General features: G+C 74.2%; 20 protein-coding genes. 12 read left to right on the plus strand and 8 right to left on the minus strand.

What is annotated here, in order from left to right; all coding sequences use genetic code 11:
• Positions 1 to 86 precede the first annotated feature (86 nt).
• Positions 87 to 1,124: a HEAT repeat domain-containing protein gene (locus tag ACWD4U_RS10760; RefSeq protein WP_363459099.1), complete on the minus strand. Its 1,038-nt coding sequence runs from the start codon at positions 1,122 to 1,124 to the stop codon at positions 87 to 89.
• Between the two features lie 32 nt (positions 1,125 to 1,156).
• A complete protein-coding gene (gene srmL / locus ACWD4U_RS10765) occupies positions 1,157 to 2,302 on the minus strand; it encodes a PheS-related mystery ligase SrmL (RefSeq protein WP_363459101.1) in 1,146 nt (381 codons plus the stop codon).
• Positions 2,303 to 2,608: 306 nt separating this feature from the next.
• Here srmL and ACWD4U_RS10770 point away from each other — a divergent pair, with 306 nt between their 5' ends.
• The 4 genes from ACWD4U_RS10770 (at position 2,609) to ACWD4U_RS10785 (ending at position 5,841) form a co-directional block, all read left to right on the plus strand.
• Positions 2,609 to 2,977 carry a hypothetical protein gene (locus ACWD4U_RS10770; RefSeq protein ID WP_363459103.1) on the plus strand — a complete coding sequence of 123 codons (369 nt, stop codon included), beginning with the start codon at positions 2,609 to 2,611 and terminating at the stop codon, positions 2,975 to 2,977.
• A gap of 116 nt (positions 2,978 to 3,093) precedes the next feature.
• Entirely contained in the window at positions 3,094 to 4,395 is a 1,302-nt protein-coding gene (locus ACWD4U_RS10775) for a hypothetical protein (protein WP_363459105.1), read from the plus strand.
• A gap of 130 nt (positions 4,396 to 4,525) precedes the next feature.
• On the plus strand, positions 4,526 to 5,164 hold the full coding sequence (locus ACWD4U_RS10780; RefSeq protein WP_363459107.1) for a class I SAM-dependent methyltransferase: 639 nt from the start codon (positions 4,526 to 4,528) through the stop codon (positions 5,162 to 5,164).
• 38 nt (positions 5,165 to 5,202) lie between these two features.
• Complete coding sequence (locus ACWD4U_RS10785) at positions 5,203 to 5,841, plus strand: class I SAM-dependent methyltransferase (protein WP_363459109.1); 639 nt, start codon at positions 5,203 to 5,205, stop codon at positions 5,839 to 5,841.
• 18 nt (positions 5,842 to 5,859) lie between these two features.
• On the opposite strand, the gene ACWD4U_RS10790 is transcribed toward ACWD4U_RS10785, so the two are convergent.
• Positions 5,860 to 6,831 carry a winged helix-turn-helix transcriptional regulator gene (locus ACWD4U_RS10790; protein ID WP_363459111.1) on the minus strand — a complete coding sequence of 324 codons (972 nt, stop codon included), beginning with the start codon at positions 6,829 to 6,831 and terminating at the stop codon, positions 5,860 to 5,862.
• A gap of 351 nt (positions 6,832 to 7,182) precedes the next feature.
• Here ACWD4U_RS10790 and ACWD4U_RS10795 point away from each other — a divergent pair, with 351 nt between their 5' ends.
• The 7 genes from ACWD4U_RS10795 (at position 7,183) to ACWD4U_RS10825 (ending at position 15,880) form a co-directional block, all read left to right on the plus strand.
• Entirely contained in the window at positions 7,183 to 10,968 is a 3,786-nt protein-coding gene (locus ACWD4U_RS10795) for a S8 family serine peptidase (RefSeq protein ID WP_363459113.1), read from the plus strand.
• 269 nt (positions 10,969 to 11,237) lie between these two features.
• A complete protein-coding gene (locus tag ACWD4U_RS10800; protein ID WP_363459115.1) occupies positions 11,238 to 11,540 on the plus strand; it encodes an urease subunit gamma in 303 nt (100 codons plus the stop codon).
• Positions 11,537 to 11,902, plus strand: coding sequence for an urease subunit beta (locus tag ACWD4U_RS10805; RefSeq protein ID WP_363459117.1), 366 nt, complete (start codon positions 11,537 to 11,539; stop codon positions 11,900 to 11,902). The genes ACWD4U_RS10800 and ACWD4U_RS10805 overlap by 4 nt, the downstream gene beginning before the upstream one ends.
• Positions 11,899 to 13,623, plus strand: a complete 1,725-nt coding sequence (locus ACWD4U_RS10810) for an urease subunit alpha (RefSeq protein WP_363459119.1) — start codon at positions 11,899 to 11,901, stop codon at positions 13,621 to 13,623. The genes ACWD4U_RS10805 and ACWD4U_RS10810 overlap by 4 nt, the downstream gene beginning before the upstream one ends.
• On the plus strand, positions 13,623 to 14,345 hold the full coding sequence (locus ACWD4U_RS10815; RefSeq protein WP_363459121.1) for an urease accessory protein UreF: 723 nt from the start codon (positions 13,623 to 13,625) through the stop codon (positions 14,343 to 14,345). The genes ACWD4U_RS10810 and ACWD4U_RS10815 overlap by 1 nt, the downstream gene beginning before the upstream one ends.
• A gap of 96 nt (positions 14,346 to 14,441) precedes the next feature.
• Complete coding sequence (gene ureG / locus ACWD4U_RS10820; protein ID WP_363459123.1) at positions 14,442 to 15,116, plus strand: urease accessory protein UreG; 675 nt, start codon at positions 14,442 to 14,444, stop codon at positions 15,114 to 15,116.
• A complete protein-coding gene (locus ACWD4U_RS10825; protein ID WP_363459125.1) occupies positions 15,101 to 15,880 on the plus strand; it encodes an urease accessory protein UreD in 780 nt (259 codons plus the stop codon). The genes ureG and ACWD4U_RS10825 overlap by 16 nt, the downstream gene beginning before the upstream one ends.
• Here ACWD4U_RS10825 and ACWD4U_RS10830 read toward each other — a convergent pair.
• Together ACWD4U_RS10830 and ACWD4U_RS10835 are read right to left on the minus strand one after the other, a co-directional pair.
• On the minus strand, positions 15,852 to 16,679 hold the full coding sequence (locus tag ACWD4U_RS10830; RefSeq protein WP_363459127.1) for an MBL fold metallo-hydrolase: 828 nt from the start codon (positions 16,677 to 16,679) through the stop codon (positions 15,852 to 15,854). The two genes, ACWD4U_RS10825 and ACWD4U_RS10830, sit on opposite strands and share 29 nt — an antisense overlap.
• A gap of 235 nt (positions 16,680 to 16,914) precedes the next feature.
• Complete coding sequence (locus tag ACWD4U_RS10835) at positions 16,915 to 17,886, minus strand: RNA-guided endonuclease InsQ/TnpB family protein (RefSeq protein WP_363459129.1); 972 nt, start codon at positions 17,884 to 17,886, stop codon at positions 16,915 to 16,917.
• A gap of 232 nt (positions 17,887 to 18,118) precedes the next feature.
• Here ACWD4U_RS10835 and ACWD4U_RS10840 point away from each other — a divergent pair, with 232 nt between their 5' ends.
• A complete protein-coding gene (locus ACWD4U_RS10840) occupies positions 18,119 to 19,147 on the plus strand; it encodes a TIGR03617 family F420-dependent LLM class oxidoreductase (RefSeq protein WP_363459131.1) in 1,029 nt (342 codons plus the stop codon).
• A 31-nt stretch (positions 19,148 to 19,178) separates the two neighbouring features.
• Here ACWD4U_RS10840 and ACWD4U_RS10845 read toward each other — a convergent pair whose 3' ends face one another.
• From ACWD4U_RS10845 to ACWD4U_RS10855, 3 genes are read right to left on the minus strand one after another with little or no spacing between them, the layout of a single operon-like run.
• Entirely contained in the window at positions 19,179 to 20,240 is a 1,062-nt protein-coding gene (locus tag ACWD4U_RS10845; RefSeq protein ID WP_363459132.1) for an amidase domain-containing protein, read from the minus strand.
• A gap of 2 nt (positions 20,241 to 20,242) precedes the next feature.
• The gene (locus ACWD4U_RS10850) at positions 20,243 to 21,250 is read right to left on the minus strand and encodes a hypothetical protein (protein ID WP_363459134.1); all 1,008 of its coding nucleotides are present in this window, start codon (positions 21,248 to 21,250) and stop codon (positions 20,243 to 20,245) included.
• Positions 21,251 to 21,260: 10 nt separating this feature from the next.
• On the minus strand, positions 21,261 to 24,866 hold the full coding sequence (locus tag ACWD4U_RS10855; protein ID WP_363459136.1) for an IPT/TIG domain-containing protein: 3,606 nt from the start codon (positions 24,864 to 24,866) through the stop codon (positions 21,261 to 21,263).
• Positions 24,867 to 24,868: the final 2 nt, after the last annotated feature.

A 24,868-nucleotide genomic window follows, 5' to 3' on the forward strand; every position in this document is an offset into this window, starting at 1 on the left:
TGACGGATACCGGTCAGTGGCTACGTGCCCAGTCTTCGGTCGGGGATAACGACCCGGCCCCGTCCGGTCGCAGGTCGGCCGACTGATCAGAGCCGGAGCGCGCCGACCGGGCTGCCCAGGGTCCGGCCGTACGCCGTCAGAGCGAGGACGCCGGTACCCCGCGAGGGCGTACCGGCGTTCACCCTGCGGGGGTTCAGGCTGAGTTCGGCCGCCAGGTTGGGCGCGAGGTCGATCAGCTCGTCGGTCCACAAGTCGTGCTCCTCCTCGGTGTCGACCCGACCCGGCGTCAGCGCGGGGAGCCCGAGTTCGGCGCGGCGACGGTGCTCGTACGGGAGGGGGCCGCCCAGCTCCAGGTCCTCCGTGTCCTCGCCGGGCACGTAGGCGAACCGGCGCAGGACCGTGCCGCGTTCGGCGACCAGCACCGCTGATCCGTCGTTCTGGTAGCTGTGCCAGTATGCCTGGGCGTGCCCGTAGCGGACACTCAGGCGGGCGCACACGTCGAGGACCTCGTCGGCGCGATCCGAGTCCACCGGGTCGGACCAGGCGCCGACCACCAGCGTCCAACCCGCGAGTTCTGGGGTGACGAAGACACGGCGGAACTGGTCCAGCGGAGCCTCGTCGAGGCCGCCGTGGCTGTCGCAGTCCGCCGCGAACACACCGGCGGCGAACGGTACCGGTCGTGGTGCCGACAGGTCCAGCAGGTCCATCAGCCCGGCCTGGTCGCCGGTTCGGACGGCGAGCCACGAGAGGTAACAGCAGTTCAGCGCCACGGGACGGTCGTCGGACAGTCTGACGCGCGCCAGACGTTCGACGGCCGCCACGTCACGAGGGCTCAGCACCGCCTCCCCGCCGATCTCCGCCAGGGCCTCCAGCGCACCCGCCCGCACGGCACCGGGGCCGTCGCGCCGAACGGCCTGAAGCAGCGTCACCACCGGTGCGCCCCAGTCGGCGAACGTCCACACGGCCGACTGGCGCACCGCCGGGTCCGGGTCCCCCAGCAGCGGCAGCACCTGCCGTGCGAGGTCCGGGCCGCTCGCCTCGCTGTGGCGGAGGTCGACCAGGGCGGACCGGCGCACGGTCGGGTCCGGGTCGGCCAGTGAGGTGCGCAGCTGAGGGGCGGTCATGGGCGAGGACGCTAGCGGGCGGCGCCGACAGGTCAGTCCCGGCGGGCTGCCCAGTGGTGGGTGGTGCCCTGGTGGAGGGCGGCGTAGAGGCGGTCGCGGAGGAGGTTGGCCTGGTGGTCGGTGAGGGTGTGGTCGGGGTGGCGGAGGACGATCTTGAGGAGCAGGTTCTGCTGGGCGGGGTGGGCGCCGAGGCGGGTGAGGGCCTGTGGGGGGAGGTCGTGGCCGGGGGTGGCGGTGAGGATCTCGACGGTCTCGACGTAGTCGGCGTCGGGGCCGAGGGCCTCGCGGACGCGGTCGCCCAGGTCCTCCGCGGCGTCGGACGGGTCGACGGCGATGGACAGGTCGCGGCGGATCGCGGGCATCGGGGAGACCGGCCGGTACGCGGCGAGGTCGGCGAGTTGGGCGGTGACCGCCGGGGCGTCGGCGCGCAGCAGGCGGATGTCCGGGATCCCCTTGAGCAGCATCAGCATCCGGTCGAGTCCCATCCCGAGCGCGAGGCCGCTCCACTCGGCCCCGAGGCCGGCCCGGGAGAGGACCTCCGGGTGGGCGAGGCCGCACTCGGCGATCTCCACCCAGGTGCCGTCGGGCGCGAGCACGTCGATCTGACGGCCCGCCAGGGTGTACGGGTGGACGCGCTCCTCGGTGCGGTACTCGGCGCCGGGCAGCAGCGCCTCGACCAGGACCCGGATCATGCCGTCCAGATCGGCGGACGAGGCCGGTTCGGGGCGGCGGGTCAGGTACCAGAGGTCGAGCTGGTGCGGGGTGCCGGTGTGCAGGCGGTCGATGCTGTCGCGCCGGTAGACCAGGCCCGGGCAGGCGAGCAACAGGTGGTCGGGGGCGGTGCGTTCGGCGGCGAGGGTGCGCAGCGCGCCGGGGACGAGCGCGCTGGAGTGGCTGCGCAGCATCCGGTGGTCGTCGACGTAGCGGGTGTAGCGGGCGTCCCGGGTGACGTCCGAGGCGCGGTAGCCGAGGAGGTCGTAGTTGTCCTGCACGGTGACGACGCGCTCGCCGCGGTGCAGGCGGTGGGCGCAGTCCCAGTGCCGGGTGAGGGCGGCGACGGCGCGATCGAGGACGAGCTGCAGTGCGTGCGGCCCCGCGGCCGGGTCGGTGAGGTCGCGGACCGCGAGATCGCGGGCGAGCTGCTCGGCGGACAGGTGGGCGGGCTGGTACGTGGACAAGGCGGGCCTCCGGGCCTTCGCAGGGGTGACGAACGAACGTCCCCCCGGCCCCTGGGCACAACCCGCCGCCCGGGATCGGCGCAGCCTCAGCCGTCCTGGCGGCGTGGCGAAACTCGACCCCTGCGGCACCCATCGGGAGCCGGGGGGCCGGTAAATCGGCGAGTAATCGCAACGACGGCCACGAGCCGGAGTGTAGACCGCCCTCCCCGCCGCGCGGCAAATGCTTTTCCCGACACCCCCGACACCCCCGACACCCCGGGCCACCGCGTGCCGGAAGGGCGGGGGAAGGCTCTAGGCTGCGGGTTCGTGACGTTCTCCTCCGGTTGGACCCCCGGGCCTTCGTTCGACGAGCGGGCGCTGACCGTCGAGATCGCCGGGTCGGTGCCGACGGCGGCGAACGCGGAGCAGGTGGCGGAGATTCTGTTCGCGGCGGGGTGGCGGGTGCGGAAGCAGTCGTGGACCGAGTTCGAGGCCGAGCACACGTATGCCCTGCTGTCGGTGCTTCCGCTGGATCCGGTGGTCTTCACGGGCGAGATCGCGATCAGCGGGATCACGGCGCTGGTCGAGACGTTCGGGCGGCTCGGGCACCGGTGCACGGTCGAGCTGTACGACCCGGACAGTGGCGATCTGCTGGCCGAACTGCCGCGTCGTGAGGGCCTCGACCGACCCGTCTGACAATCAGTCAGGCATCTGTGCAACCATTCGGTGCGCCGGTGGGTCGTACCCGGCGGAACGTCCTCGTGGCCGCTCGGCCGAGGGCGTCGGCAAGTCCTTCTGAGGGGGAATCAACCATGCCTGCCCGTCACGTCATCGCGTTGGCCACGGCCACCGCGCTCGCCGTCGCGGTTCCCGTCCTGTCCTGCGGCACCGCCGTCGCCGCACCAACCGCACCGGCCGCATCCGCCTCGCCCGCATTGCCCGCCGCGCCCGTCGCGGTCGGTGCGACCACCGCCCCGGCCGGTTTCGTCGGCTTGGCGTCGAGGCGGGTGCTGGACACCCGCAACCAGTACTGGAACCCGGACATGGCGCAGGGGAAGCTCACCGCGGGGCAGAACTTCAAGGCGGACCTCGGCGAGCGCACCAGCCACATGCCGCCGACCGTGCTGCCGGTGCTGCCGGCCGACGCGACCGCGGTGGTGGTCAACGTGACCGTCACCGGCGGGACGGCCGACAGCTACCTGACGCTCAGCGCGGCGGCGGGTGACGCGGGGACCGTCCCGGCGACGTCCAGCATCAACTTCACGGCGGGTCAGACGGTCGCGAACCTGGTCACGGTCGCCGTCACGCCCGGCAGCACCATGCCGTCGGTCAACGTCTACAACCACGCCGGCAGCGTCGACGTCGTCCTCGACGTGGTCGGCTACTACCGGGTCGGCGAGGCGAACAAGTACGGGCCGCTGACGCCCGTGCGGCTGGCCGACACCCGGCTCGACGCCGGGACCCTCGGCACCGGCGGGGTCCGCACCCTGCAGGTCGCGAAGCCCGAACTCGGCACCGCCGACGCCACCGCGGTGGTCCTGACGGTCACCGCCACCAACGCCACCACCGACACCTTCCTGTCCGCCTACCCGACCGGCTCCTACCGGGGCAGCTCCAGCGTGAACGTCGGCCCCGGCCAGACCGTCCCCAACCAGGTGGTGGTCCCGGTCGGCGCCGACGGCAAGGTGGACATCTACAACAACGCCGGCAGCGCGGACGCGGTCGTGGACCTGGTCGGCTACTACGGACCCAGCGGGCAGGGGCTGTTCAGCGCGCTCAAGACCCCGACCCGGCTGTCCGACACCCGCCAGACCAGCCCGCTGTCCCCGTTCAGCGTCCGCCGCATCCAGGCCACCACCCCGGCCGGCGCCCCCGCGGGCGCCCTCGGCGCCACCCTCAACGTGACCGCCACCGAGACCACCGACTACGGCCACCTTATCGTCTACCCCGACGGTGCGGCCCGGCCCAGCACCTCCAACCTCAACCTCACCCCCCACGCCACGGTCGCCAACTCCGTGACCACCGGCCTCGGCAACGGCGCCTTCGACGTCTACAACCACTCCGGCCAGACCCAGCTGATCACCGACCTGACCGGCTGGTTCACCACCTCCTGACGGTCTGTACCCCCTCCGCGTCAACGGCCGCTGCGCACTCGGCCGTTGACGCGATGCGGGGAAGGCGATCCCCCCGGGAGCGGGGCGAAAACCGGTCGCGGTCCGCACACCCGCGCCGTAGCCTGCGCGCGTGGAGCACGAAGATCCGAAGCAGACGGTCCGGCGCGGGTACGACGTGCTCTCGGAGCACTACGAGCGCGCGTTCGGCGGCGAGACGAAGTACGGGCCGTGGATCGAGGAGTTGCTCGGCCGGCTCCCTGCCGCGGGCGCCGTGCTGGACGTCGGCTGCGGCACCGGAGTTCCCGTGGCCCGGTCCCTGGCCGCGGCGGGCCACCGCGTGACGGGCGTCGACATCAGCGAGGTCCAGATCCGCCGGGCCCGGGAACTCGTGCCGGCCGCCGAGTTCGTCCGGGCCGACGCCATGACCCTGGAGTTCCCCCGGGAGCGCTTCGACGCCGTGGTCTGCCTGTACGCCCTGATCCACGTTCCGCTGGCGGAGCAGCCGGTCCTGCTGGAGCGGATCGCTTCCTGGCTGCGGCCGGGAGGCTGGTTCCTGTGCACCACCGGGCACCGGGCCTGGACCGGGACCGATGAGAACTGGCTCGGCGGTGGAGCGGCGATGTGGTGGAGCCACGCCGACGCCGAGACCTACCGCGGATGGCTCGTGGCGGCCGGGCTCGACGTGCTCCACGAGGAGGTCGTGCCCGAGGGTGACAGCGCGCACGTCCGGTTCTGGGCCCGGCGCTCCGGACACCCGGCACGCGGGTAGGCTCGGCCGCCCGGTACGGGAGCGGGAGGCGGCGCGGGATGAGCGGGGTCGGGCAGGCGTACGACGGGGTGGCGGAGCTGTACGCGGAGCTGTTCCGTGGCGAACTGGGCGGGAAGGCGGCCGAGTTGGCGCTGATCGAGGCGCTGGTGGCGGGGCCGGCTGTGCGGGAGCGGGGGCTTCCGGTGGGCGATCTGGGGTGCGGGCCGGGGGAGGCGGTCGAGGTCCTGGCGGGCCTCGGGGCACGGGCGTTCGGGCTGGACCTGTCGGCGGGGATGCTCGCGCAGGCGCGGGGACGGTGCCCGGCGACGGGGTGGGTGCAGGCGTCGATGGCCGCGCTGCCGTTGGCGGACGGCTCGCTCGGCGCGATCCTCGCCCGGTACTCGCTGATCCACCTGCCGCCGGAGGAACTCCCGGGCGCACTGGCCGAGTTCGGACGGGTGCTGGCCCCCGGCGGGCGCTTGCTGACCGGGTTCTTCGCCGCCGACCCGGAGCTCGGCGACACCGACCACCCGGTCCCGTTCGACCACAAGGTCACCACCGCCTACCGCTGGCCCGTGGACACCCTGGCGGGGCTGCTGCGCGCCGCGGGGTTCACCGAGACCGCCCGCGTGGTCCGCGCACCGGGCCCGGGCGAGCGCTTCCCGCAGGCGAACCTGCTGGCGGAGCGACCGGTCTGACGGAGGGCCAGGGCCGGCTCAGCTGACCCAGCCGCGGCGGTGGGCCTGCCAGCCGAGCTGGATGCGGGTGTCGGCGCGGGCGAGGGACATCAGGCGGCTGATGCGGCGTTGGACGGTGCGCAGGCCGAGGTTGAGCTGCTTGGCGACGGCGGCGTCGGTGGCACCGGACAGCAGCAGGGCGAGGATGCGGCGGTCGGTCTCGTCGGGCTCGCCGGCCGGGACGGGCCCGACGGCGAGGGCGGGGCCGGTGCGGCCGAGGGGGTGGGCCCACTCCCAGGTCTGTTCGAACAGCACGGTGAAGAGCGTGACCAGGGCGGGGGCCCGGACCACCAGCGCGACCGGGTCGGTGGCGGACTCGGTGAGCGGGACCAGCGCCAGCGCGCGGTCGGCGATGATCAGCTTGGTGGGGACCTGCTCGACCACCCGGATCTGCTGCTGACGGTCCATCGCCTCGAACAACGGCCGGGCCGCACCCGGCTGGTCGAGGGCCCGGCGCTCCAGCACCACCCGGTAGGCGACGCCGCGCTCGACGGCGGCGGACTCCGCACCGGTCTGGTCGGCGGGCACCACCTGCTGACGGCTGGTCACCAGCGCGAGCAGCTCGCGCTCCGCGCCCGCCTGCAACTGGGCCACCCGGTGGCTGATCGCGGCGGGCCCGGCGACCACCTCGACCAGATCGCGGTACGCGTCGCCCTCCCGCGCGGTGGCGGAACGATACGCCTCGGTGAGCATCGAGGCGGTCAACTCGGCCTCCTGCAGGGCGTGCCGCTGCCCGGTGAGTAGCGCCTCCAGGGCGACGGCCGGGGGAGCGGCGGTGAACCGGCGCCCGGCGCCGGGCGCCACCAGACCGCAGGCCTGCAGGAGTTCGAGGGCGCCCACCGGCACCGGGCCGCAGCGGGCCGCGAGTTCGGCGCGGGTCGCCGGGCCGTGCGCCACCAGCTGGGTGTAGACCCGCTCGGCGTGCTCGTCCAGACCGATCGCCGCCAGCATCCGCCGCTCCCTCCGCCGTACCAGGCCGTCGCCCGCCGAACCCGCCGTACCGGACCGTCGTCCGCCGTGCCCGCCCACCAGAAACCACGCGCCGAACCACCACGCGCCGCACCGCCACACGCCGAACCACCACGCGCCGAACCACCACGCGCCGCGGCACCCCGCGCGCGCACCGCCGTGCGTGCGCACCGCCGCCGCGGGGGCGGCGAGGCGACGCACTGTCAGTTCGCACCGGTCGCACCCCGGGTGGCGGTTTGCCGCCGGGCGGTGATCCGCCAGCGCCCATCATGACCGGTCAGACCCGTTCTCTGCCAGGCTCACCGGCCATAACCTCGACTCCTGGAGGCGTCCATGACATTGCCGGTGCGCATACGCGGCGCGATGGCACTGGCGGTGGCGGGCATCCTCGCCACCGGCACGCTCACCTCGACCGGACAGGCATTCGCGGCCCAACCCGCCCCGCCCGCAGCCGACCCCGCCGCCGGGACGGGACTGACGGGCCGCCAGAACACCGCCCCCCGCACCGTCACCCTGATCACCGGCGACCGGGTCCAGGCCGTCACCACCGCCGACGGCCGCACCAGTGTCACCGTGCTGCCCGACGAACACGGCGACATCCCGCTGTACTTCACCCAGCAGCAGAACGGCGACCAGTACGTCATCCCGCAGCGCGCGGGCGCCGCGCTCGCCGCCGGCACCGTCGACCGCCAACTCTTCGACGTCACCGCGCTGCTGCGCCAGGGCTACGACGACCAGAGCGCGAAGACGCTGCCGCTGATCGCCGTCTACCGCGACGCCTCCGCCGCCGACGCCAGCCCGAAACTGCGTGAACGCGCCGCCGGGACGAAGCAGTTGAAGGCCGTCGACGGCGTCGCCTTCGCCCCCGCCAAGCAGGACGCCGCGCGCACCTGGGACCAGCTGGTCGACGCGGCCGGCCGCGGCCGGGACGGGCTCGGCAAGCTCTGGCTGGACCGCAAGGTGCGCGCCGCCAACGACGCCGAGACCCGGCAGATCGGCGCGCCCGCCGCCTGGGCCGCCGGACTCGGCGGCGCGGGCGTCAAGGTCGCCGTCCTGGACACCGGCATCGACGCCGACCACCCCGACCTCGCCGGACAGGTCGACGGCCGGCGCAACTTCACCGCCGACACCCCCGACGAGGACGTCCACGACGCCGTCGGCCACGGCACCTTCGTCGCCTCCGAGATCGCCGGCACCGGCAAGGCCTCCGGCGGCAAGGAGCGCGGCGTCGCCGACCAGGCCCGGCTGCTGGTCGGCAAGGTCCTCGACGACGGCGGCTCCGGCACCGACTCGCAGATCATCGCCGGCATGCAGTGGGCCGCCGACTCCGGCGCCGACGTGGTCTCGATGTCCCTCGGCAGCCCCGAACCCAGCGACTGCACCGACCCGATGTCGACCGCCGCGCAGCGCATCGCCGAGCAGTCGAAGGCGCTGTTCGTGGTCGCCGCGGGCAACCTCGGCCGCTACCAGTCCGTCAGCTCGCCCGGCTGCGCGCCCGCCGTGCTCACCGTCGGCGCCGTCGACTCCGCCGACCGGACCGCCGACTTCTCCAGCCACGGCTCCGTCACCGGCGCCCACACCCTCAAGCCGGAGATCGCCGCGCCCGGCGTCAACGTCACCGGCGCCGCCGCGGGCGGACGCGGCGTGTACGCCTACACCGCGATGTCCGGCACCTCGATGGCCACCCCGCTGGTGGCGGGCAGCGCCGCGCTGGTCAAGCAGCGCCACCCCGAGTGGAGCGCCGCCCAGCTGAAGGCCGCGCTGGTCTCCTCCGCGCAGGCCGCCGTCCCCGGCGACGTCCAGCAGACCGGCGGCGGACGGCTGCGCGCCGACGCCGCCACCACCCAGCGCGTGCTCGGCGCGCCCGCCGTCGGCTTCGGCGACTTCGCCTGGCCGCAGCGCGGCTCCGACGCCCGGACCCGCCAACTCCCGTACACCAACACCGGATCCGCCCCCGTCACACTGAAGCTCGCGGTGCAGCGCACCGACGGCGACGACGACTCGGCGGTCAAGGCGAAGGCCGTGAAACTCGGCAGCGACCGGATCACCGTGCCCGCCGGGGCGACCGTCCAGGTGCCGCTCACCTTCGACCCCAGCGCACGCCTGACGGGTGGTCAGTACGGCGACGTCACGGGCCGGGTGCTCGCCACCGCCGAGGACGGCAGCACCGTCTCCACCCCGTTCAACGCCTACGTGGAGCCCGAGACGCTCGCCGTCCGGATCAAGGTCGTCGACCGCGACGGGCAGCCCGCCACCGCCGACAGCGGCACCAGCATCACCCTGGTCGACCTCGGCCAGGCCACCGGCAGCCGCCAGGCCCCCGACGCCAACGGCGAGATCGTCTACCGGCTGCGCCCCGGCACCTTCTCGCTCAGCGGCTTCGCCGTCACCCCCGACCACCGCGACACCACCGGCGAGGCCGCGCCGACCGCCGTCACCGCGTTCGCGATGCCCGAACTCACCCTGAGCAAGGACACCGTGCTCACCCTCGACGCCCGCAAGGCCGAGCGGATCGACGTCCGGGCCGACCGCGACCTGCGCACCCGCGGCGCCACCCTGGAACTCAGCCGCTGGTGGGGCGACAAGTGGGTGGACTCCACCGGCGTGCGGACGGGCGTCCAGCCGGTCGAACTCTCCGCCTGGGGCTCCGGCAAGGCCCGCACCGGCGGCTTCGAGTTCGGCAGCTACCTGCGGCTGGCCGCCCCCGAGGTGGTCCTCACCGGCGCCGGGCTCACCCTGGAGCCGCACTACGCGGCCTACGCCGCCGAGGCGCACCTGCCCGCCACCGGCAGCGCCGCCCTCACCACCGCAGCCAGTGGCAGCCCCGCCGACCTGGCCGCCGCGGGCGTGGGCGGCAAGCTGGTGCTCGTCCCGGACGACGGCACCTCGCAGCGCGAGGTCTCCGCCAACGCGCACGCCGCGGGCGCGGTCGGCGTGCTGACGTACCGCCGGACGCCGGGCGTGTTCGGGAAGAACGACATCAGCCTGGACACCCCGGTGCTGCCGGTCACCGCGGACGAGGCCGGCCGGCTCCGGACCGCGCTCGCCGTCGGTCCGGTCACCCTGCGCTGGACCTCCACGCCCGACAGCCCCTACGTCTACAACCTGGCGTTCCACGACACCGGTTCGATCGGCGGCAAGCAGCGCCACACCGTCCGCGACCGCGACCTGGCGGCCGTCACCGAGAACTGGCACTCCCTCGGCAGCGCGGTGCGGATGGCCGACTACACGAGCGTCGAGCGGCCGTGGAACCCCTACGCGGTGATCTCCACCGGCCAGGGCCTGGTCGCCACCCCGTCCGGCCGCGCCGCCTACTACACCGCCGACGACACGGTGTGGCTGCACGACGCGCAGAGCAGCTGGCCGTTCTCCGAGTTCATGTCCGACCAGCCGCGCCGCTACCGGGCGGGCCAGGCCAGGACCGAGGACTGGTACCGGGGCGTGCTGCGGCCCACCGCGGGCCGGGACGCCGACGGGAAGGCGCTGCTGATCGGCGAACGGCAGGCCGACCTGATCGGCGTCGACTTCAGCCGCTCGCTGTGGGGCGACGGGAACGCCGACCACACCGGCAGCCAGGCCTACTTCGGCGACGGCGCGACGGTGGAGCTGCTCAGCGGCGGCGAGTCGCTCGGCCGGTCCTGGTACGGCCCGTTCAACGTCTGGCAGGTGCCGGCCGAGGCCCGCGACTACACCCTGGTGCTGCAGCAGGAGCGGTTCTACCACCGTGACATCTGGCAGCGCTCCACCGCGGTGCAGACCGAGTTCGGCTTCCGCTCCACCGGGGACCCGGCGCAGTACTCGCAGTCGCTGCCGCTGCTCTTCCCCGACTACCGGATCGACCTCGACGGCGCCAACACCGCCGCCGCCGGCCCGGTGCGGATCGCACTCTCCGCCACCGGACACGCCGGCTACACCCCCGGCCCGCTGACGGCCGCCCAGCTGTCGTACTCCTACGACGGCGGCAGCACCTGGACGGACGCCGCGGTCGGCGCCGACCACGTCGCGGTCCTCGACCACGCGGGCGCCTCCGGCCGCAGCGTGACGCTGAAGGTCACGCTGGCGTCCGCCGACGGCGCGAAGGTCACCCAGACCGTCACCGACGCGTACGCGGTGCGCTGACGGGTCCGCCGACAGCAGCACGGGGCGGGCGGCCGGGAGGGGCATCTCCCGGCCGCCCGCGCGGTCGGTGGCACGTGTCGCCGCGGGAGTGGGGCCGTTCGGCGTAGTAGGTTCGCGGGCGTGTGGACGTGCGGGCCCCCCGGGGCGATAGCCGGGATGTGACGGTCCCCGTTACGGGCCGGAAAATCCGGCGTAACAGGGCCTCAACAGGATGTTGATCCACTGGTCTGCCCGTCGGCCGTCGGCCGGCTTCCCACCCGAGGTGCACGATGAGGCTTACGCCGCATGAGCAGGAACGGCTGTTGATCCACGTCGCCGCGGACGTGGCGCGGGCCCGGCGGGAGCGCGGGGTACGGCTCAACCACCCCGAGACGGTGGCGCTGATCACCTCGCACGTCCTGGAGGGCGCCCGCGACGGGCGGACCGTCGCCGAGCTGATGGAGTCCGGGCGGGACGTCGTCCGCCGCGACGAAGTGATGGACGGCATCGCCGAGTTGATCCCGGACGTCCAGGTGGAGGCGACCTTCCCGGACGGGACGAAGCTGGTCACCGTGCACGGGCCGATCCGATGAGCGGCGAGTCGCAAGGCGAGTCGCACGGCGGCGTCGTCCCGGGCGAGATCCTGTACGGCGAGGGCGAGATCGGGCTGAACGCCGGGCGGCCGGTGGTCCGGCTGACGGCGCTGAACGTCGCCGACCGGCCGATCCAGATCGGCTCGCACTACCACCTCGCCGAGGCCAACCCCGGCCTGGAGCTGGACCGTTCGGCGGTCCGCGGACACCGGCTGAACATCCCGGCGGGCACCGCCGTACGGTTCGAACCGGGCATCCCGATGGAGATCGAAGCCGTCCCGCTGGGCGGGCGGCGCGAGGTGTTCGGGCTGCGCGGCGAGACCGCCGGACCGCTCGACCCGGCCGCGGGGGAGGGACGATGACGGACCGTCACGCGCTGCGCCTGGACCGGGCGCGCTACGCCGACCTGTACGGGCCGACCACCGGCGACCGGATCAGGCTGGCGGACACCGCGCTGCTGATCGAGGTGGAGGAGGACCGCTGCGCCGGCGGCGACGAGGTGGTGTTCGGCGGCGGCAAGGTGATCCGCGAGTCGATGGGCCAGGGCCGCGCCGCCCGCGCCGAGGGCGCGCCCGACACGGTGATCACCGGCGCGGTGGTGCTCGACCACTGGGGCGTGGTCAAGGCGGACGTCGGCATCCGGGACGGCCGGATCACCGCACTCGGCAAGGCCGGCAACCCGGAGACCATGGACGGCGTCCACCCCGACCTGGTGATCGGCCCGGAGACCGAGGTGATCTCCGGCAACGGGCGGATCCTCACCGCGGGCGCCATCGACGCGCACGTGCACTTCATCTGCCCCCAACTCGCCGACGAGGCACTGTCCTCGGGTGTCACCACGCTGATCGGCGGCGGCACCGGCCCGGCCGAGGGCACCCGGGCCACCACCATCACGCCCGGCGGCTGGCACCTGGCCCGGATGTTCGCCGCGATGGACGACCTGCCGCTCAACATCGGCCTGCTGGGCAAGGGCAACACCGTCAACGCGGAGGCTATGCACGCCCAGGTGCGGGCCGGCGCCGTCGGGTTCAAGATCCACGAGGACTGGGGCGCCACCCCCGCCGCGATCGACGCCTGCCTGCGGGTCTGCGACGCCACCGGCGTCCAACTCGCCATCCACACCGACACCCTGAACGAGGCCGGGTTCGTCGGCGACACCCTGGCCGCGATCGCCGGCCGCGGCATCCACGCCTACCACATCGAGGGCGCGGGCGGCGGCCACGCCCCCGACCTGATCAGCGTGGTCTCCCAGCCCAACGTGCTGCCCAGCTCCACCAACCCGACCCGCCCGCACACCGTCAACACCGTCGACGAGCACCTCGACATGCTGATGGTCTGCCACCACCTCAGCCCGCACGTCCCCGAGGACCTGGCCTTCGCCGAGTCGCGGATCCGGCCGAGCACCATCGCGGCCGAGGACGTCCTGCACGACCTCGGCGCGATCTCGATCATCTCCTCGGACTCCCAGGCCATGGGCCGGATCGGCGAGACCGTGATCCGCACCTGGCAGACCGCGCACGTGATGAAGCTGCGCCGCGGCGCCCTGCCGGGCGACGGCCGGGCGGACAACCTGCGGGCGCGCCGGTACGTGGCGAAGTACACCATCAACCCGGCCGTCGCCCAGGGGCTGGACGGCGAGGTCGGCTCCGTGGAACCGGGCAAGCTGGCCGACCTGGTGCTGTGGTCGCCGCCGTTCTTCGGCGTCAAACCGGACCTGGTGCTCAAGGGCGGCCAGATCGCCTGGGCGCAGATGGGCGACGCCAACGCCTCCATCCCCACCCCGCAACCCGTGCTGGCCCGCCCGATGTTCGGCGCGACGGGCCGGGCCGGCTCCCGCAACTCGTTCAACTTCACCTCCGCCCCGGCGATCTCCGACGGCCTCGCGGACCGCCTCGGCCTGGCCAAGGCGTTCACGCCGATCCGGGACACCCGGGGCGTACGGAAGGAGCACATGCGCAACAACGCGGCGATGCCGGACGTCCGGGTCGAGCCGGACACCTTCACCGTCACCATCGACGGCGAGGTGGTGGAGCCCGCGCCGGCGCGTGAACTCCCCATGGCCCAACGGTACTTCCTCTTCTGATGCAGCGTCAGGAGAGCACCGCGGCGCCGACCGGGTCGTCCCCGGGGCGGCTCGGCGCGCTGCTACTGCTCGCCGACCCGCGACTGCCGACCGGCGCGCACGCCCACTCGGGCGGCGTCGAGGCGGCGGTCCGGGCCGGACGGGTGCGCGACACCGCCGAGTTGGCGCAGTTCCTGACCGGCCGGCTGCACACCGCGGGCCTGACGGCGGCCGGGCTGGCCGCAGCCGCCGCGACGGCGGACGGCGACGCGCAGCGGCTACGGGAGCTGGACGCCGAGGCCGACGCCCGCACGCCGTCGGCCGCGGCGCGGGCCACCAGCCGCAAGCTCGGCCGCCAACTGCTGCGCGCCGCCGCGGCATTGTGGCCGGGACCGGAACTGCGGGCGCTGACGGCGGCCGACCCGCAGCAGCCGGTCGGCCCGCACCAGCCGGTGGTGCTCGGCGCGGTCGCCGGCCTGGCGGGCCTGACCGCGACGGAGGCGGCCGGGCTGGCCGCGTACGAGAGCGTCAACGGCCCGGCCGCGGCGGGCGTCCGCCTGCTCGGCCTGGACCCGTACGAAGTGGCCGCCGTCCTCGCGCAGTTGACGCCGCAGGTCGACGAGCTGGCGGCGGCGGCGGTGCGGGCCGTCGAGCGCGGCGAGCTGCCGGCGAGCGGCTCGCCGCTGCTGGAGATCTACGCGGAGCAGCACGCGGCGCGCAAGGGAAGGCTGTTCGCGTCATGAGCAGGTCCGAGCACGTCACAAGAGCCCCCGGGCGTCGCCGGAGACACCCCGAACCACCCCCGAACCCGACAGCCCAGCGTCAGAGAGGTGAATCCCATGCACGGTGACCACGTCGACCTCCACCAGGCACCGGCCCGCCACAGCTACCAGGCCGCCCCGGCCCGGGCGTTGCGGATCGGCCTCGGCGGCCCGGTCGGCTCCGGGAAGACCGCGACGGTGGCGGCGCTCTGCCGCGAGCTGCGCGGCGAGCTCTCGCTGGCCGTCGTCACCAACGACATCTACACCACCGAGGACGCCGAGTTCCTGCTGCGCAACGCGGTGCTGCCGCCGGAGCGGATCACCGCGGTGGAGACGGGGTGCTGCCCGCACACCGCGATCCGCGACGACATCGCCGCGAACCTGGACGCCGTCGAGGAGTTGGAGCGCAGCCTGGGCGCGGTGGACCTGGTGCTGATCGAGTCCGGCGGCGACAACCTGACCGCGACGTTCAGCCGGGGCCTGGTGGACCACCAGATCTTCGTGATCGACGTGTCGGGCGGCGACAAGATCCCGCGCAAGGGCGGGCCGGGGGTCACCTCCGCGGACCTGCTGGTGGTCAACAAGACCGACCTGGCGCCGCTGGTCGGCGCCGACCTGGGCGTGATGGCCCGCGACGCCAAGGCCCAACGCGACGCGCTGCCCACGGTGTTCACCAGCCTGACCGCGCCGGACGGGATCGCCCCGGTGGTGGGCTGGGTGCGCGAACAGGTGGCCCGGTGGCGCTCGCGGTAGCCGGCGCGGCCGCCGCGGTCGCCGCGCGGGTGCGGATCGCCGCCGCCCCCGACGGGCGCGGCGGCACGGCGCTGCCGGTGCTGGCCGGCGCCGGCCCGCTCGCGGTCCGCCGCACCCGCGGCAGCGGACGGGAGGCCCGGGTGGTGCTGGTCGGCGCGATGGCCGGGCCGCTCGGCGGCGACCGGCTGGCCGTCCAGGTCCGGGTGGCGGCCGGCGCGGCGCTGACGGTGACCTCGGCCGCGGCGACCGTCAGCCTGCCCGGGCCCGGGCCGGCCGAGTACGAGATCCGCCTCGACGTCGCCGAGGGCGGCGAACTGCACTGGCTGCCCGAGCCGGTGGTCGCCGCCGGCGGCAGCCACCTGGTCACCCGGACCCGGATCACCCTCGCGGCGGGCGCCCGGCTGACCTGGTGCGAGGAACAGGTGCTCGGCCGCCACCACGACTGGGCCCGCGACCTGCCGCCCGGGCGCCTCACCAGCCACCTGACCGTCCATCAGGACGGCCGCCCGATCCTCGACCAGCTCACCGACCTCGGCCCCGGCGCCCCCGCCTGGAACGGCCCCGCCGCGCTGGCGGGCCACCGCGCCGCCGGCCAGCTCCTCACCGTCGGCCACCCGCCGCCGCCCGCCCCGCCCGCCGACACCGACGCCGCGCTGCTGCAACTCGCGGTACCCGACGCGGCGTTGCTCACCGCGCTGGCCCCGGACGCGCTGGCCCTGCGGCGCCTGCTGGGCGTCAGCCCCGGCCGGCCGCCAGGTGGGTGAAGTCCTCGGCGTCGTGCGCGCACAGTGGGCGGACCAGGTCGCCGTGGTCGCGGCGCAGCTCGCGCAGCCGCTGCTGGTTGCGCTGCCGGGCCTTGTCGTCCACCGCCATCAGCTGCTGGTAGGTGCGCAACGCCGGTGGACGGCGCAGCAGTTCGGGGGCCAGGTCGGCGGCGCTGAAGTACGCGTCGCCGCAGTGCAGCAGCCAGCGCTCGCCGTCTCGGACGGCGACACCGCTGTGCCCGTGGGTGTGGCCGGTGAGCGGCACCAGCAGCACCTCGGGGCCGGCGCCGGGCAGCAGCCGCACCGCCTCGAAGCCGAACCACTGCTCGCCGCCCGCCGCGTACTCCGTCCAGCGCGGCCCGTGTGACCACTGCACCGCGCGGTAGCGCGATCGCTCCAGCCGGGTGGCCGGGTCGCGCGCCGCCCGCAGTTCGGCGGCGAGCACGTGCACCCGGGCCTCCGGGAAGTCGCCGAGGCCGCCCGCGTGGTCCGGGTCCAGGTGGGTGACCACGATGTCGCGGACGTCCCGCGGGTCGAAGCCCAGCGCCCGGACCTGGTGCAGCGCGGTGCGACGCAGCGTCAACTGCGGCCGGGCGGCCAGCAGCAGGCCGCGCCCCAGCCGCAGCGGATCCGCCACGTCCGCCGTCCCGAACCCGGTGTCCACCAGCACCAGCCCGTCCGCTCGCTCCACCAGCAGGCAGTGCCCCACCATCCGCCCGACCACCCGCCCGCCGCTGCCCACCAGCAGCCGGCCGCCGTACGGGCAGAACGTCGCGCAGTCCAGGTGATGCACGGTCATGACGCCTCCGGAGGGTTCGGATCAGCACACGGCCCGCTCGGGCCATGCCCGTTGCCTTTGGCTTCCTCCCTGCCCTGAAGAAGGACCGGGATTGAAGGCGCGTGCGGCGCGCGGGGCAACCGCCCCGTGCGCGTGCGCGTCGCCGATGGTTGGCGTTTCTCGGACCGCCAGGTGGCGAGGTCTCCGCGCCCTGACACCGCATGCCCTGCGGCGTTGAGGATGTTCTTCGCGGCGTTCACGTCGGCATGGTCCCGGTGGTGCGTGCCGCGTTGCGGAGCGCGAGCTCGAGCATGTGCCAGCCCTTGTTCAGGATGGCGCGATTGAGGCCGGCCTTCTGCCGGACGTTGCGACCCGGCTTCTCGACCGTGCCGGTAGCGCTTGCGGTCATGGCGCTGGTACGCAGTTCTTCCAGCACGACGACGGCGTTGTTGGTGGCCAGCTTGTGGGCGGTCTGCGCGCAGAAGTCGACGCGGCGGCTGCGGGCGTGCCCGCCAATGGTGTTGATCTTGGCCAGCGCGGCTTTGCGACGGTTGCTGCGGCGCTTGCAGCGTGCGAGCTGTTGCTGCAACCGGCGCAGCCGCTTCGTCTCGCCTCCGGTGACGTACGCGCGGTCGTGCAGGTCGCCATCGCTGGTGGCCGCCGCGACCTGCACACCCCGATCCACGCCGACAGCCGTGCCCGGCATGTCATGGCAATCCGGCGTCGCCTCGCCGTTCTCCACCAGGATCGAGACGTACCAGTGTGCGCCCTGCCGGGTGACAGTCGCCGAGCGAACGAGTCCGCCGAGTGGGCGAGTCCAGCGGAAGCGGACCCACCCGAGCTTGGGGAGCTTCGCTCGACCCCACTTACGGCCGAGCCGCTCCACCGCGATCAGATTTCCCGCGGGGAACCTGAACGAGGGCGACCACCGGGCCTTGGACCGCCAACGGACCCTGAATGTCCCGTGCTCGCGGCACGCCCGGTCCAGGTCCCTCAGGGTCTGCTGCAACACATGCGACGGGGCGTCCTGCAGCCAGGGAAAGTCGTTCTTGGCATCGGCCAGTTCGGCGGCCTGCGGCACGTAGTTCATCCACGCGCCGCGCCGCCGGTACTCCCGTCGCTGCTCGAGCGCGGTGTTCCATACCGAACGGCACACGGCACCGAACGTCGCGCACAACTCAGCCTGAGCGGGCGAGAGTTCGAGCCGGTACCGGCGGCCGGACAACACCAGGACGCTCCTCTTCGAGTTGCAGTGATGACCATTGTGCCCGGTGCTGAGGACGCAGTGACGACGCTCATCTGATCACTTCGAGCGGTCCCCGGGCAGCCGCCGCCGCCATGCCTCACCCGATGGTGGTACTTCAACCGGCCGTACGCGGTGGTCGCCGTCGCGGACGCGAGGCGGGCGCCGGCGCATAGCATTCGGAGCGGTTACCGCTGTCCCGAGGAAAGACCACCTGATGCGACTCGATCTCGCCGCCACCGCGCTGCCCGCCACCTCGCCCGAACTGGCCCGGCTGGCCGAGGAGTCGGGGGCGGACCGGATCAGCCTGGCGGAGACCTCGCACGACCCGTTCCTGCAGCTGGCCCGGGCGGCGGACCGGACCCGCGGGATCGAGCTGGCGACCGGGGTGGCGGTGGCGCTGGCCCGGACCCCGATGATGCTGGCGTACCAGGCGTGGGGGCTGCACGAGAGTTCCGGCGGGCGAGCCGCGATCGGGCTCGGGACGCAGATCAAGCCGCACGTGGTCCGGCGGTTCGGCATGCCGTGGGACCGGCCGGCGGCGCGGATGCGGGAGTACGTCGCGGCGGTCCGGGCGATCTGGCACAGTTGGCAGACCGGCGAACGCCTGGCGTTCCGCGGCGAGTTCTACCGGCACACCCTGATGACCCCGGTCTTCGCGCCGGACCCGCTGCCGTACGGGCCGCCGCCGATCCTGCTGGCCGGCGTCGGACCGCTGATGACCGCCACCGCCGGAGCGGTCGCCGACGGCTTCCTCGCCCACCCGTTCTGCTCGCCCGAGCACCTCGCCACCCGGGTGCTGCCCGGCGTCCGCGAGGCCCGCGCGGAGGCCGAGGCCGCGCACCAGCCGTGGACCGCCCGCCCGTTCGAGGTGGTCGCCAACGTGCTGGTGGCCACCGGGCGGGACGAGGCCGAGTACCGGGCCAACCTGCGCGCGGTCCGCGAACGGATCGCCTTCTACGCCTCCACCCCCGCCTACCGCCCGGTGCTGGAGACGCACGGCTGGGGCGAGCTCCAGGACGAGCTGCACCGGCTCTCCACCCGCGGCCGCTGGCAGGAGATGGGCGAGGCGCTGGACGACACCGTGCTCGCCGCCTTCGCGGTCACCGGAACGCCCGCCGACGCCGCCCGCGAACTGCACCGCCGCTACGGCGCCCTCGCCGACCGGCTCTGCCTCGGCGGCCCGGACGAGACCGACCCGGCCGCGCTGCTGGACGTGCTGGCGGAGCTCCGCAGGCTCGGCTGACGGCCGGTCGGCAGCGCCGCCGGGACGGCGCTCACAGGCCCTTGATACCGATGAGGTCCTCGCCGAGCTCGGTGCCGACGAAACCGGTGGCGGCCGCGTCCAGGGTGAACTCGTCGACGGTGCCGGTGGTCCAGACGATCACGACCGTGTCCGGCCGCTTTCCGGCGTACCAGTGGCCCCAACCGTCGTACCGGGACGGCGCCGCCGACGAGGCGGGTTTGGTGGCCGTCCAGAAGCAGCTGCCGGCCGCGGTCAGGAAGTAGTAGAAGTCGGTGCCGAGCCAGGTGACGGTCCACCAGCCTGCCAGGCCGGTGAGCGGGCCCGGCGCCGGGTCGTCCGCGCTGAAGTGCAGCAGGCTGACGAACGGGTGCTCGGGGCCGACGGTGCGGATCTGCCAGGTGCCCTCGCCGGCCCCGAGGTCGGGGTGGTCCATGGTGGAGTGGCAGGTCATCCTGGCCTCGCCGGTCGCCGCGTCCACCGAGACGAGCAGCCCCGCGTGCTCCTGGCGGCCGCCGGCGGCGAAGGTCAGCACGTCGCCGGGTTTGATGACGTGGGACAGCGCTGCGAAGACGGTCTCGGTCGCCGACCTCGCGGCCATGTCGACGATGAGCTTCACCTCGGTGGCGGGCCGGAACTTCAGCTGGTACAGCTGGGCCGGGTCGCGGGTGGGCCACACCGCGCCGGGCTGGGCCGGGCCGAGTCCGGACACGCCGCCCGCCACCAGGCAGTGCGAGATGTAGGTGGTGCAGTCGTTGAGGCCGCCGGGGCTGCCGGGCACCCCGGCGGTGCCGAACCAGGGCAGGGCGAGGAACCGCTCGTTCGCCGGGATGTCGGACTCGCGGAAGTGCACGCCGACATGGGCGGGCGCGACGTAGTACAGCCCGTCGGCCGGGCCGCTGGTGCCGGTGCTCACGTCGGTGGTGACGTTGCGGAGGAACACCGGTTCCCAGTCCGACCTGACCACATGACGCGCCATCAGTTCGGTCTTGCGGGTCCGGACGTCGACGGCCTCGCTCTTCAACCAGACCAGGTGGTCGTCGGTCGGCCGGAACCAGAAGCGCTTCGCGTAGTCCACCGCCTTGGCGCGGTCCACGCTCAGGCCCCCGGCGCGGCGAACTCGGCACCGTTCCAGACCCAGTCGGTCCGCGCGGCGAACGGGGTGCCGTCCACCTCGCCGGGATACCGCACCAGGTCGAGTTCGCCGCCGAGCCGACTGACGCCGGGCAGCAGCCCGGAGAGGTTCGCCAGGCGGCTCCACGCCAGGTCGCCCGGTCCGGTCGGCAGGGCCGGGGCCGGTGCGGCGACCCAGCCGGCCGCGGCGAGCAGCGGGCGCAGCGGCAGCAGCCGGACCAGGCCGAGGTGGACCGTCATCGGCGTCGGACCCGGGGCCAGCACCGCGCCCTCCATGTCCCGTTCGGGCAGCGCGGCGGTCGCCGGGTTGCCCGGGTCGGGCCGGGCGAACAGGTCGTAGCCGGTGGCCACACCGCCGATCTCCCGGCCGAGCACGATCGAGTCGGTGGTCGGGTCGGCGAGCGCCGCGGTCGGCAGGACCCGCAGCTGCCGACCGCAGGCCTCCAGCGGGTCGGTCGTGTCGGTCAGCGGCGGCAGGGCGGGGCTGGCCCACAGCGGCAGGACCGCGCCGACCTGGTGGACCGCGGCCAGCACCGTCTGCAGTCCCGCGACCAGGTCCGCGCGCACCGGCACGGTCGTCGGTGCGGTCGGCCCGGCGGCGCCGGTCGGCCGATCGTTGGCCAGCGCGGTGAAGGTGAGCAGCCGGCTGCCCGCGGGCGGCGCCGCGGCGGGGCCCGCGATGCCCAGGACCGAGCTCAACGCCTGGAGCGCGGCGGTGCGTTGGCCCAGGTCCTCCAGGAGGTTGACCAGCCCGGCGGTCTGGGTGATGTTCAGCGGCGCCGGTGCGCGGGAGGGGATCACGTCGCCCTCCAGCGCGAGCCGGCGCAGCAGGAGCAGCTGGGCGTCCTGCGCGGCCGGGCTCGCCGCCGTCCGGATGACGTCGACCAGCGCGTCCAGCGCCCGGTCCTCGGCGGTGGCCGCCGGTGCCGCGGGGGCGGGGGCGGGCTGGGCGGGTGGGGTGGGCTGGGACATGCGGATCCTCTCAGGCGTCCACGGTGAAGCGGGACTTGGGCGTCGCGGCGCTGCCGCCCGCCGGCGTGGTGACGACGACGTCGACCGCACCGGGGGCGAGGGCCGGGACCTTGCCCTCGATCCGGGTCGCGTCGACGACCGTCAGGTCGACCAGCCCGGCGGTGCCGACCTTCACCGCGGTGGCGCCGGTGAACCCGGTGCCGGTGACGGCGACGGCCGTACCGGGCTTGCCGTGCCCGGGGACCACGGCGGTGACCGTCGGCGCCCCGCCGCCGCCCGCCGCACCGCCCGTCCCGCTGCCGCCGGCAGCCCCGCCCGTGCCCGCGCCGCCGCCGGGTGTCCCGTCGTCCTTCGGCTTCGCCTTGCCCTGCTCCAGTTTGGCCTTGGCCAGCTCGGCGGCCTTGTCCATCGCCTTGTTGGCCATCGACTGCGCTCCGGCGAGCGCGTCCTTGCGGGCCGACTCCGCCGTGGTCAGGGTGTCCTTGAGCAGACCGGCCAGCGCGGTCGAGCCGGTCAGGGCGTTGATGTCGAAGCCCTTGGCCTCCGCGCCGGCCCTGATCAGCGCCTGCGCCAGGCTGCTGTCCGCGGTGGGCCCGGCGTTGCTGAAGTTGGTGATGATCGGGCTCAGCCCGGTCAGCGTGTTCGGGGCCTGCAGCCCGGCGGTCAGCGACGACGACGGCACCGGGGTGTCGGCGATCACCGGCGCGCTGTCGGCGGGAGAGTCCTGCCAGTTCCAGAAGCGGGTCAGGTCGATCCGCTCGGCGGACGGGCAGTGGCCGAGCACCGCCTCGCCGAGCACGCCGTGCGTCGGCAGCGCGATGGTGGACACCGGCGGGGAGAAGCCCGTGGTGTGATACCTCGTCAGCGCCTCCTGCACCGTCGCGGTGGTGAAGGCCACCCCGTCGACCGCCTTGCGCCTGGCCACCAGCTCGGCCGGGATCATGAACGGAAGGACCATGCAGTTGCCGTAGAAGCCGAGCAACTGGTTGGCGACGCAGGCCAGCAGCGGGATGTTCTCGGTGCCGTCCTCGACCCCGCCCGCCACGCCGACGGTGTACCCCTCCAGCATCATCACCCGCTCCTCCGCCGTCAGCGACATCCACACCGCCTTGGAGTAGGTGACCGTCCGCGGGACCACGTGCTGGAGCACCCGCTCGATCTCCAGCAGCGCCGAGTACCGCAGCTCCGGCGGGAGTTGGCGGGCGGCGAACGGCTCCGGAGCGGTCGACAGCACCAGGTCGCCCAGGTAGTCGTTCAGGTAGAGCCGGTCGGGCAGCACCACGGTGCCGATGCTCTCGGACGGGTCGACCAGCGCGGCCTTGACCCGGCGCAGGCGCGGCCCGCCGACCTCCTGTTCGAGCTGCTCCGCGGTGAACGTCACGTCCCGGGACGGCGCTCCCTCGCCGAGCTTGTCGATCATCGCGGCGGCGGTGGCCGCGCCGAACAGGTTGCTCAGCGTGGTGGCCTCCACCGTCGCCGCGCCCGGGAAGCGGTAGTGCAACGGGCGGAACTGGCGGCTCAGTTCGACCCCGACCACGTCGGTGCGGGGCAGCCACTCGGGCAGCACGATGCCGCGCTCGATCACGGTCGACTGCCCGGCCCGCCGCTCCCGCAGGTACCCGAGCAGCTCCGCCTCCGAGGCCAGCGCGTTCGCCGGATCGCTCTGGCGGGTGGGGATCGGATCGATCGGCGCACCGGTGGGCATCGGGTACGGGCCGATCCGCCGGCCGCCGCTGGCGAGCAGCGTCACCCAGACGTCCTCGTTGGGCAGGAAGGTGCCGTCGACGAACACCGTCACCACGTCGGCCGCGGCGTCGGCCGGGGACTGCACCGTCGCCCGCGGGTCGGCCGCGAACTCCTCCAGCAGCGCCAGGCCCTTGCGGTACGGGGGGTCGACGACCCGCCGCAGCGTGTCGACGTGGGACAGCAGCCGACCGTAGCGGTGCAGCACCCCGGCCCGGTCCACCGCCGCGTCGGTCAGCGCGACCGGCTCGTTCGACGGCAGGAACCGGATCGGGTCGAGCGGCACGAAGCACACCAGCGTGACGCCGTCCACCGTGGACCGGACGTCGAACATCCGCAGTACCTCCCAGTACTGCATGGTCAGCGCCCGCGTCTTGTTGTGGTTGGTCACCGTCTTGGTGACGACCTCGGTGCGCTCGGCGGCCGCGGCCAGCCGCATGCTGGTGCGCTGCGCACTGCGCCGGGCGCTGGCCGACCGCTCGACCGCCGCGTGCGAGGACTGCACCGCGTCGGAGGTGTAGTTGCGCACCCCGCTCATCCAGTTGTTCGCGTCCCCGGAGCTGGACGAGCTGCCCCCGCCGCCGGCCGCCCCGCCGCCGATCACCACCGGCCCGAGGGCGAAGCCGATGCCGCCCGCCACGCCCCACGAGGACGAGTGCGCCTCGGTGCTGAAGTGACTGCCGCCCGCCGCGCTCTCGCTCATGCCGGAGGCGAAGGTGGCGCGGGTGGACGAGTCGTCGCGCTCGCGGAAGGCCTGCTGCTCCTGGACGTCCAGCCGCTCCGACTCGAACACCGCGGTGGTCGCCCGACGGTCCACCACCGCGACGCGCTGCTGCTCGCCCGGCGCCAGCGGAAGGGAGTACACCAGGTCGCCGAGGGCCAGGCCCTTGGGCGTCCACCGCTGCGCCAGGTGCACCATGTACCCGAGCCCCAGCGACCCGGCGATCGGCACGGTGGACGCGAACGAGCCGCTGCCGAACTGGTCGATCCCGGCCGCGGCGCTGCGGAAGGCGTCCACGCTGATCGGCTGGTCGACGGGCAGCCGCTCGGCGAAGGTGTAGGCGTGGTCGGTGCCGGCCATCGCCTCCAGGTACGCGGCCGAGATGTCCAGCTCGCGGCCGCGGAAGTGCAGGCGCAGGCCGAGCGAACCGACACTGGGACGCGGCTCGACCAGCCGCACGAGCACCGCGTACGGGAAGCGGTCCATCGACAGGTCGCTGCGGAAGATCTGCTGGCACACGTCGGCGCCGAGGGTCACCTTGGGCGCTGACGCGGCGTCAGCGGCACCGGTGGTGCCGGGGGTCGGCAGGTCGAGCTGGGCGACGATCTGCCCGAGCTGTGCGACGACCGACACCGGCAGCGGGTCTACCGCGTCCGGGAGCGTCAGCACGCCGGCCGCGCCGGTCGCGGTCAGGGTGGCGAGTTCCACCGGCACCTTCGCCGTCCGGGTGGCCCCGGTGACGGCGAGGGTGAGCTCCCCGGTCGCCGGTCCGGTGCGGACCTGCGCGGGGACCGAGACGGTGAACGCGCCGTCGACGCCGGTGACGCAGGTGCCCGGTCCCGGCCCGCCGGGGAACGGCTCGGCGACCGTCACCTGTACCTGCGCCGCGGGCCGGCCGTCCGGCTGCACCAGCACGCCGGTCAGCTGCCCCGGAACGCCCGGCCCGAGCAGGGTGGTGAGGTCGAAGGACGGGTCCCTGATCAGACCGAGCAGCCGGTCCCCGAAATGCGTGGCGGCCAGCACCCGGCTCGCCGCCATGCCCTCGGCGAGCTGCGGGTGTGCCTCCAGCAGGCCGGCGACGGACTTGTCGAGGGGATCGAGCCGGGGCAGCGCGCCGCGGACCAGGTCCCGGCCGCCGGTGTCGTTGCGCATGA

The organism is Kitasatospora sp. NPDC002522 (assembly GCF_053595195.1).

Coding starts and splice junctions, on each gene's coding strand:
- ACWD4U_RS10775 (WP_363459105.1), top strand. CDS start 3,094: ATGCCTGCCCGTCACGTCATCGCGTTGGCCACGGCCACCGCGCTCGCC.
- ACWD4U_RS10855 (WP_363459136.1), bottom strand. CDS start 24,866: ATGCGCAACGACACCGGCGGCCGGGACCTGGTCCGCGGCGCGCTGCCC.
- ACWD4U_RS10760 (WP_363459099.1), bottom strand. CDS start 1,124: ATGACCGCCCCTCAGCTGCGCACCTCACTGGCCGACCCGGACCCGACC.
- ACWD4U_RS10800 (WP_363459115.1), top strand. CDS start 11,238: ATGAGGCTTACGCCGCATGAGCAGGAACGGCTGTTGATCCACGTCGCC.
- ACWD4U_RS10840 (WP_363459131.1), top strand. CDS start 18,119: ATGCGACTCGATCTCGCCGCCACCGCGCTGCCCGCCACCTCGCCCGAA.
- ACWD4U_RS10815 (WP_363459121.1), top strand. CDS start 13,623: ATGCAGCGTCAGGAGAGCACCGCGGCGCCGACCGGGTCGTCCCCGGGG.
- ACWD4U_RS10830 (WP_363459127.1), bottom strand. CDS start 16,679: ATGACCGTGCATCACCTGGACTGCGCGACGTTCTGCCCGTACGGCGGC.
- ACWD4U_RS10795 (WP_363459113.1), top strand. CDS start 7,183: ATGACATTGCCGGTGCGCATACGCGGCGCGATGGCACTGGCGGTGGCG.
- ACWD4U_RS10810 (WP_363459119.1), top strand. CDS start 11,899: ATGACGGACCGTCACGCGCTGCGCCTGGACCGGGCGCGCTACGCCGAC.
- ACWD4U_RS10785 (WP_363459109.1), top strand. CDS start 5,203: ATGAGCGGGGTCGGGCAGGCGTACGACGGGGTGGCGGAGCTGTACGCG.
- ACWD4U_RS10805 (WP_363459117.1), top strand. CDS start 11,537: ATGAGCGGCGAGTCGCAAGGCGAGTCGCACGGCGGCGTCGTCCCGGGC.
- ACWD4U_RS10850 (WP_363459134.1), bottom strand. CDS start 21,250: ATGTCCCAGCCCACCCCACCCGCCCAGCCCGCCCCCGCCCCCGCGGCA.
- ACWD4U_RS10790 (WP_363459111.1), bottom strand. CDS start 6,831: ATGCTGGCGGCGATCGGTCTGGACGAGCACGCCGAGCGGGTCTACACC.
- ureG (WP_363459123.1), top strand. CDS start 14,442: ATGCACGGTGACCACGTCGACCTCCACCAGGCACCGGCCCGCCACAGC.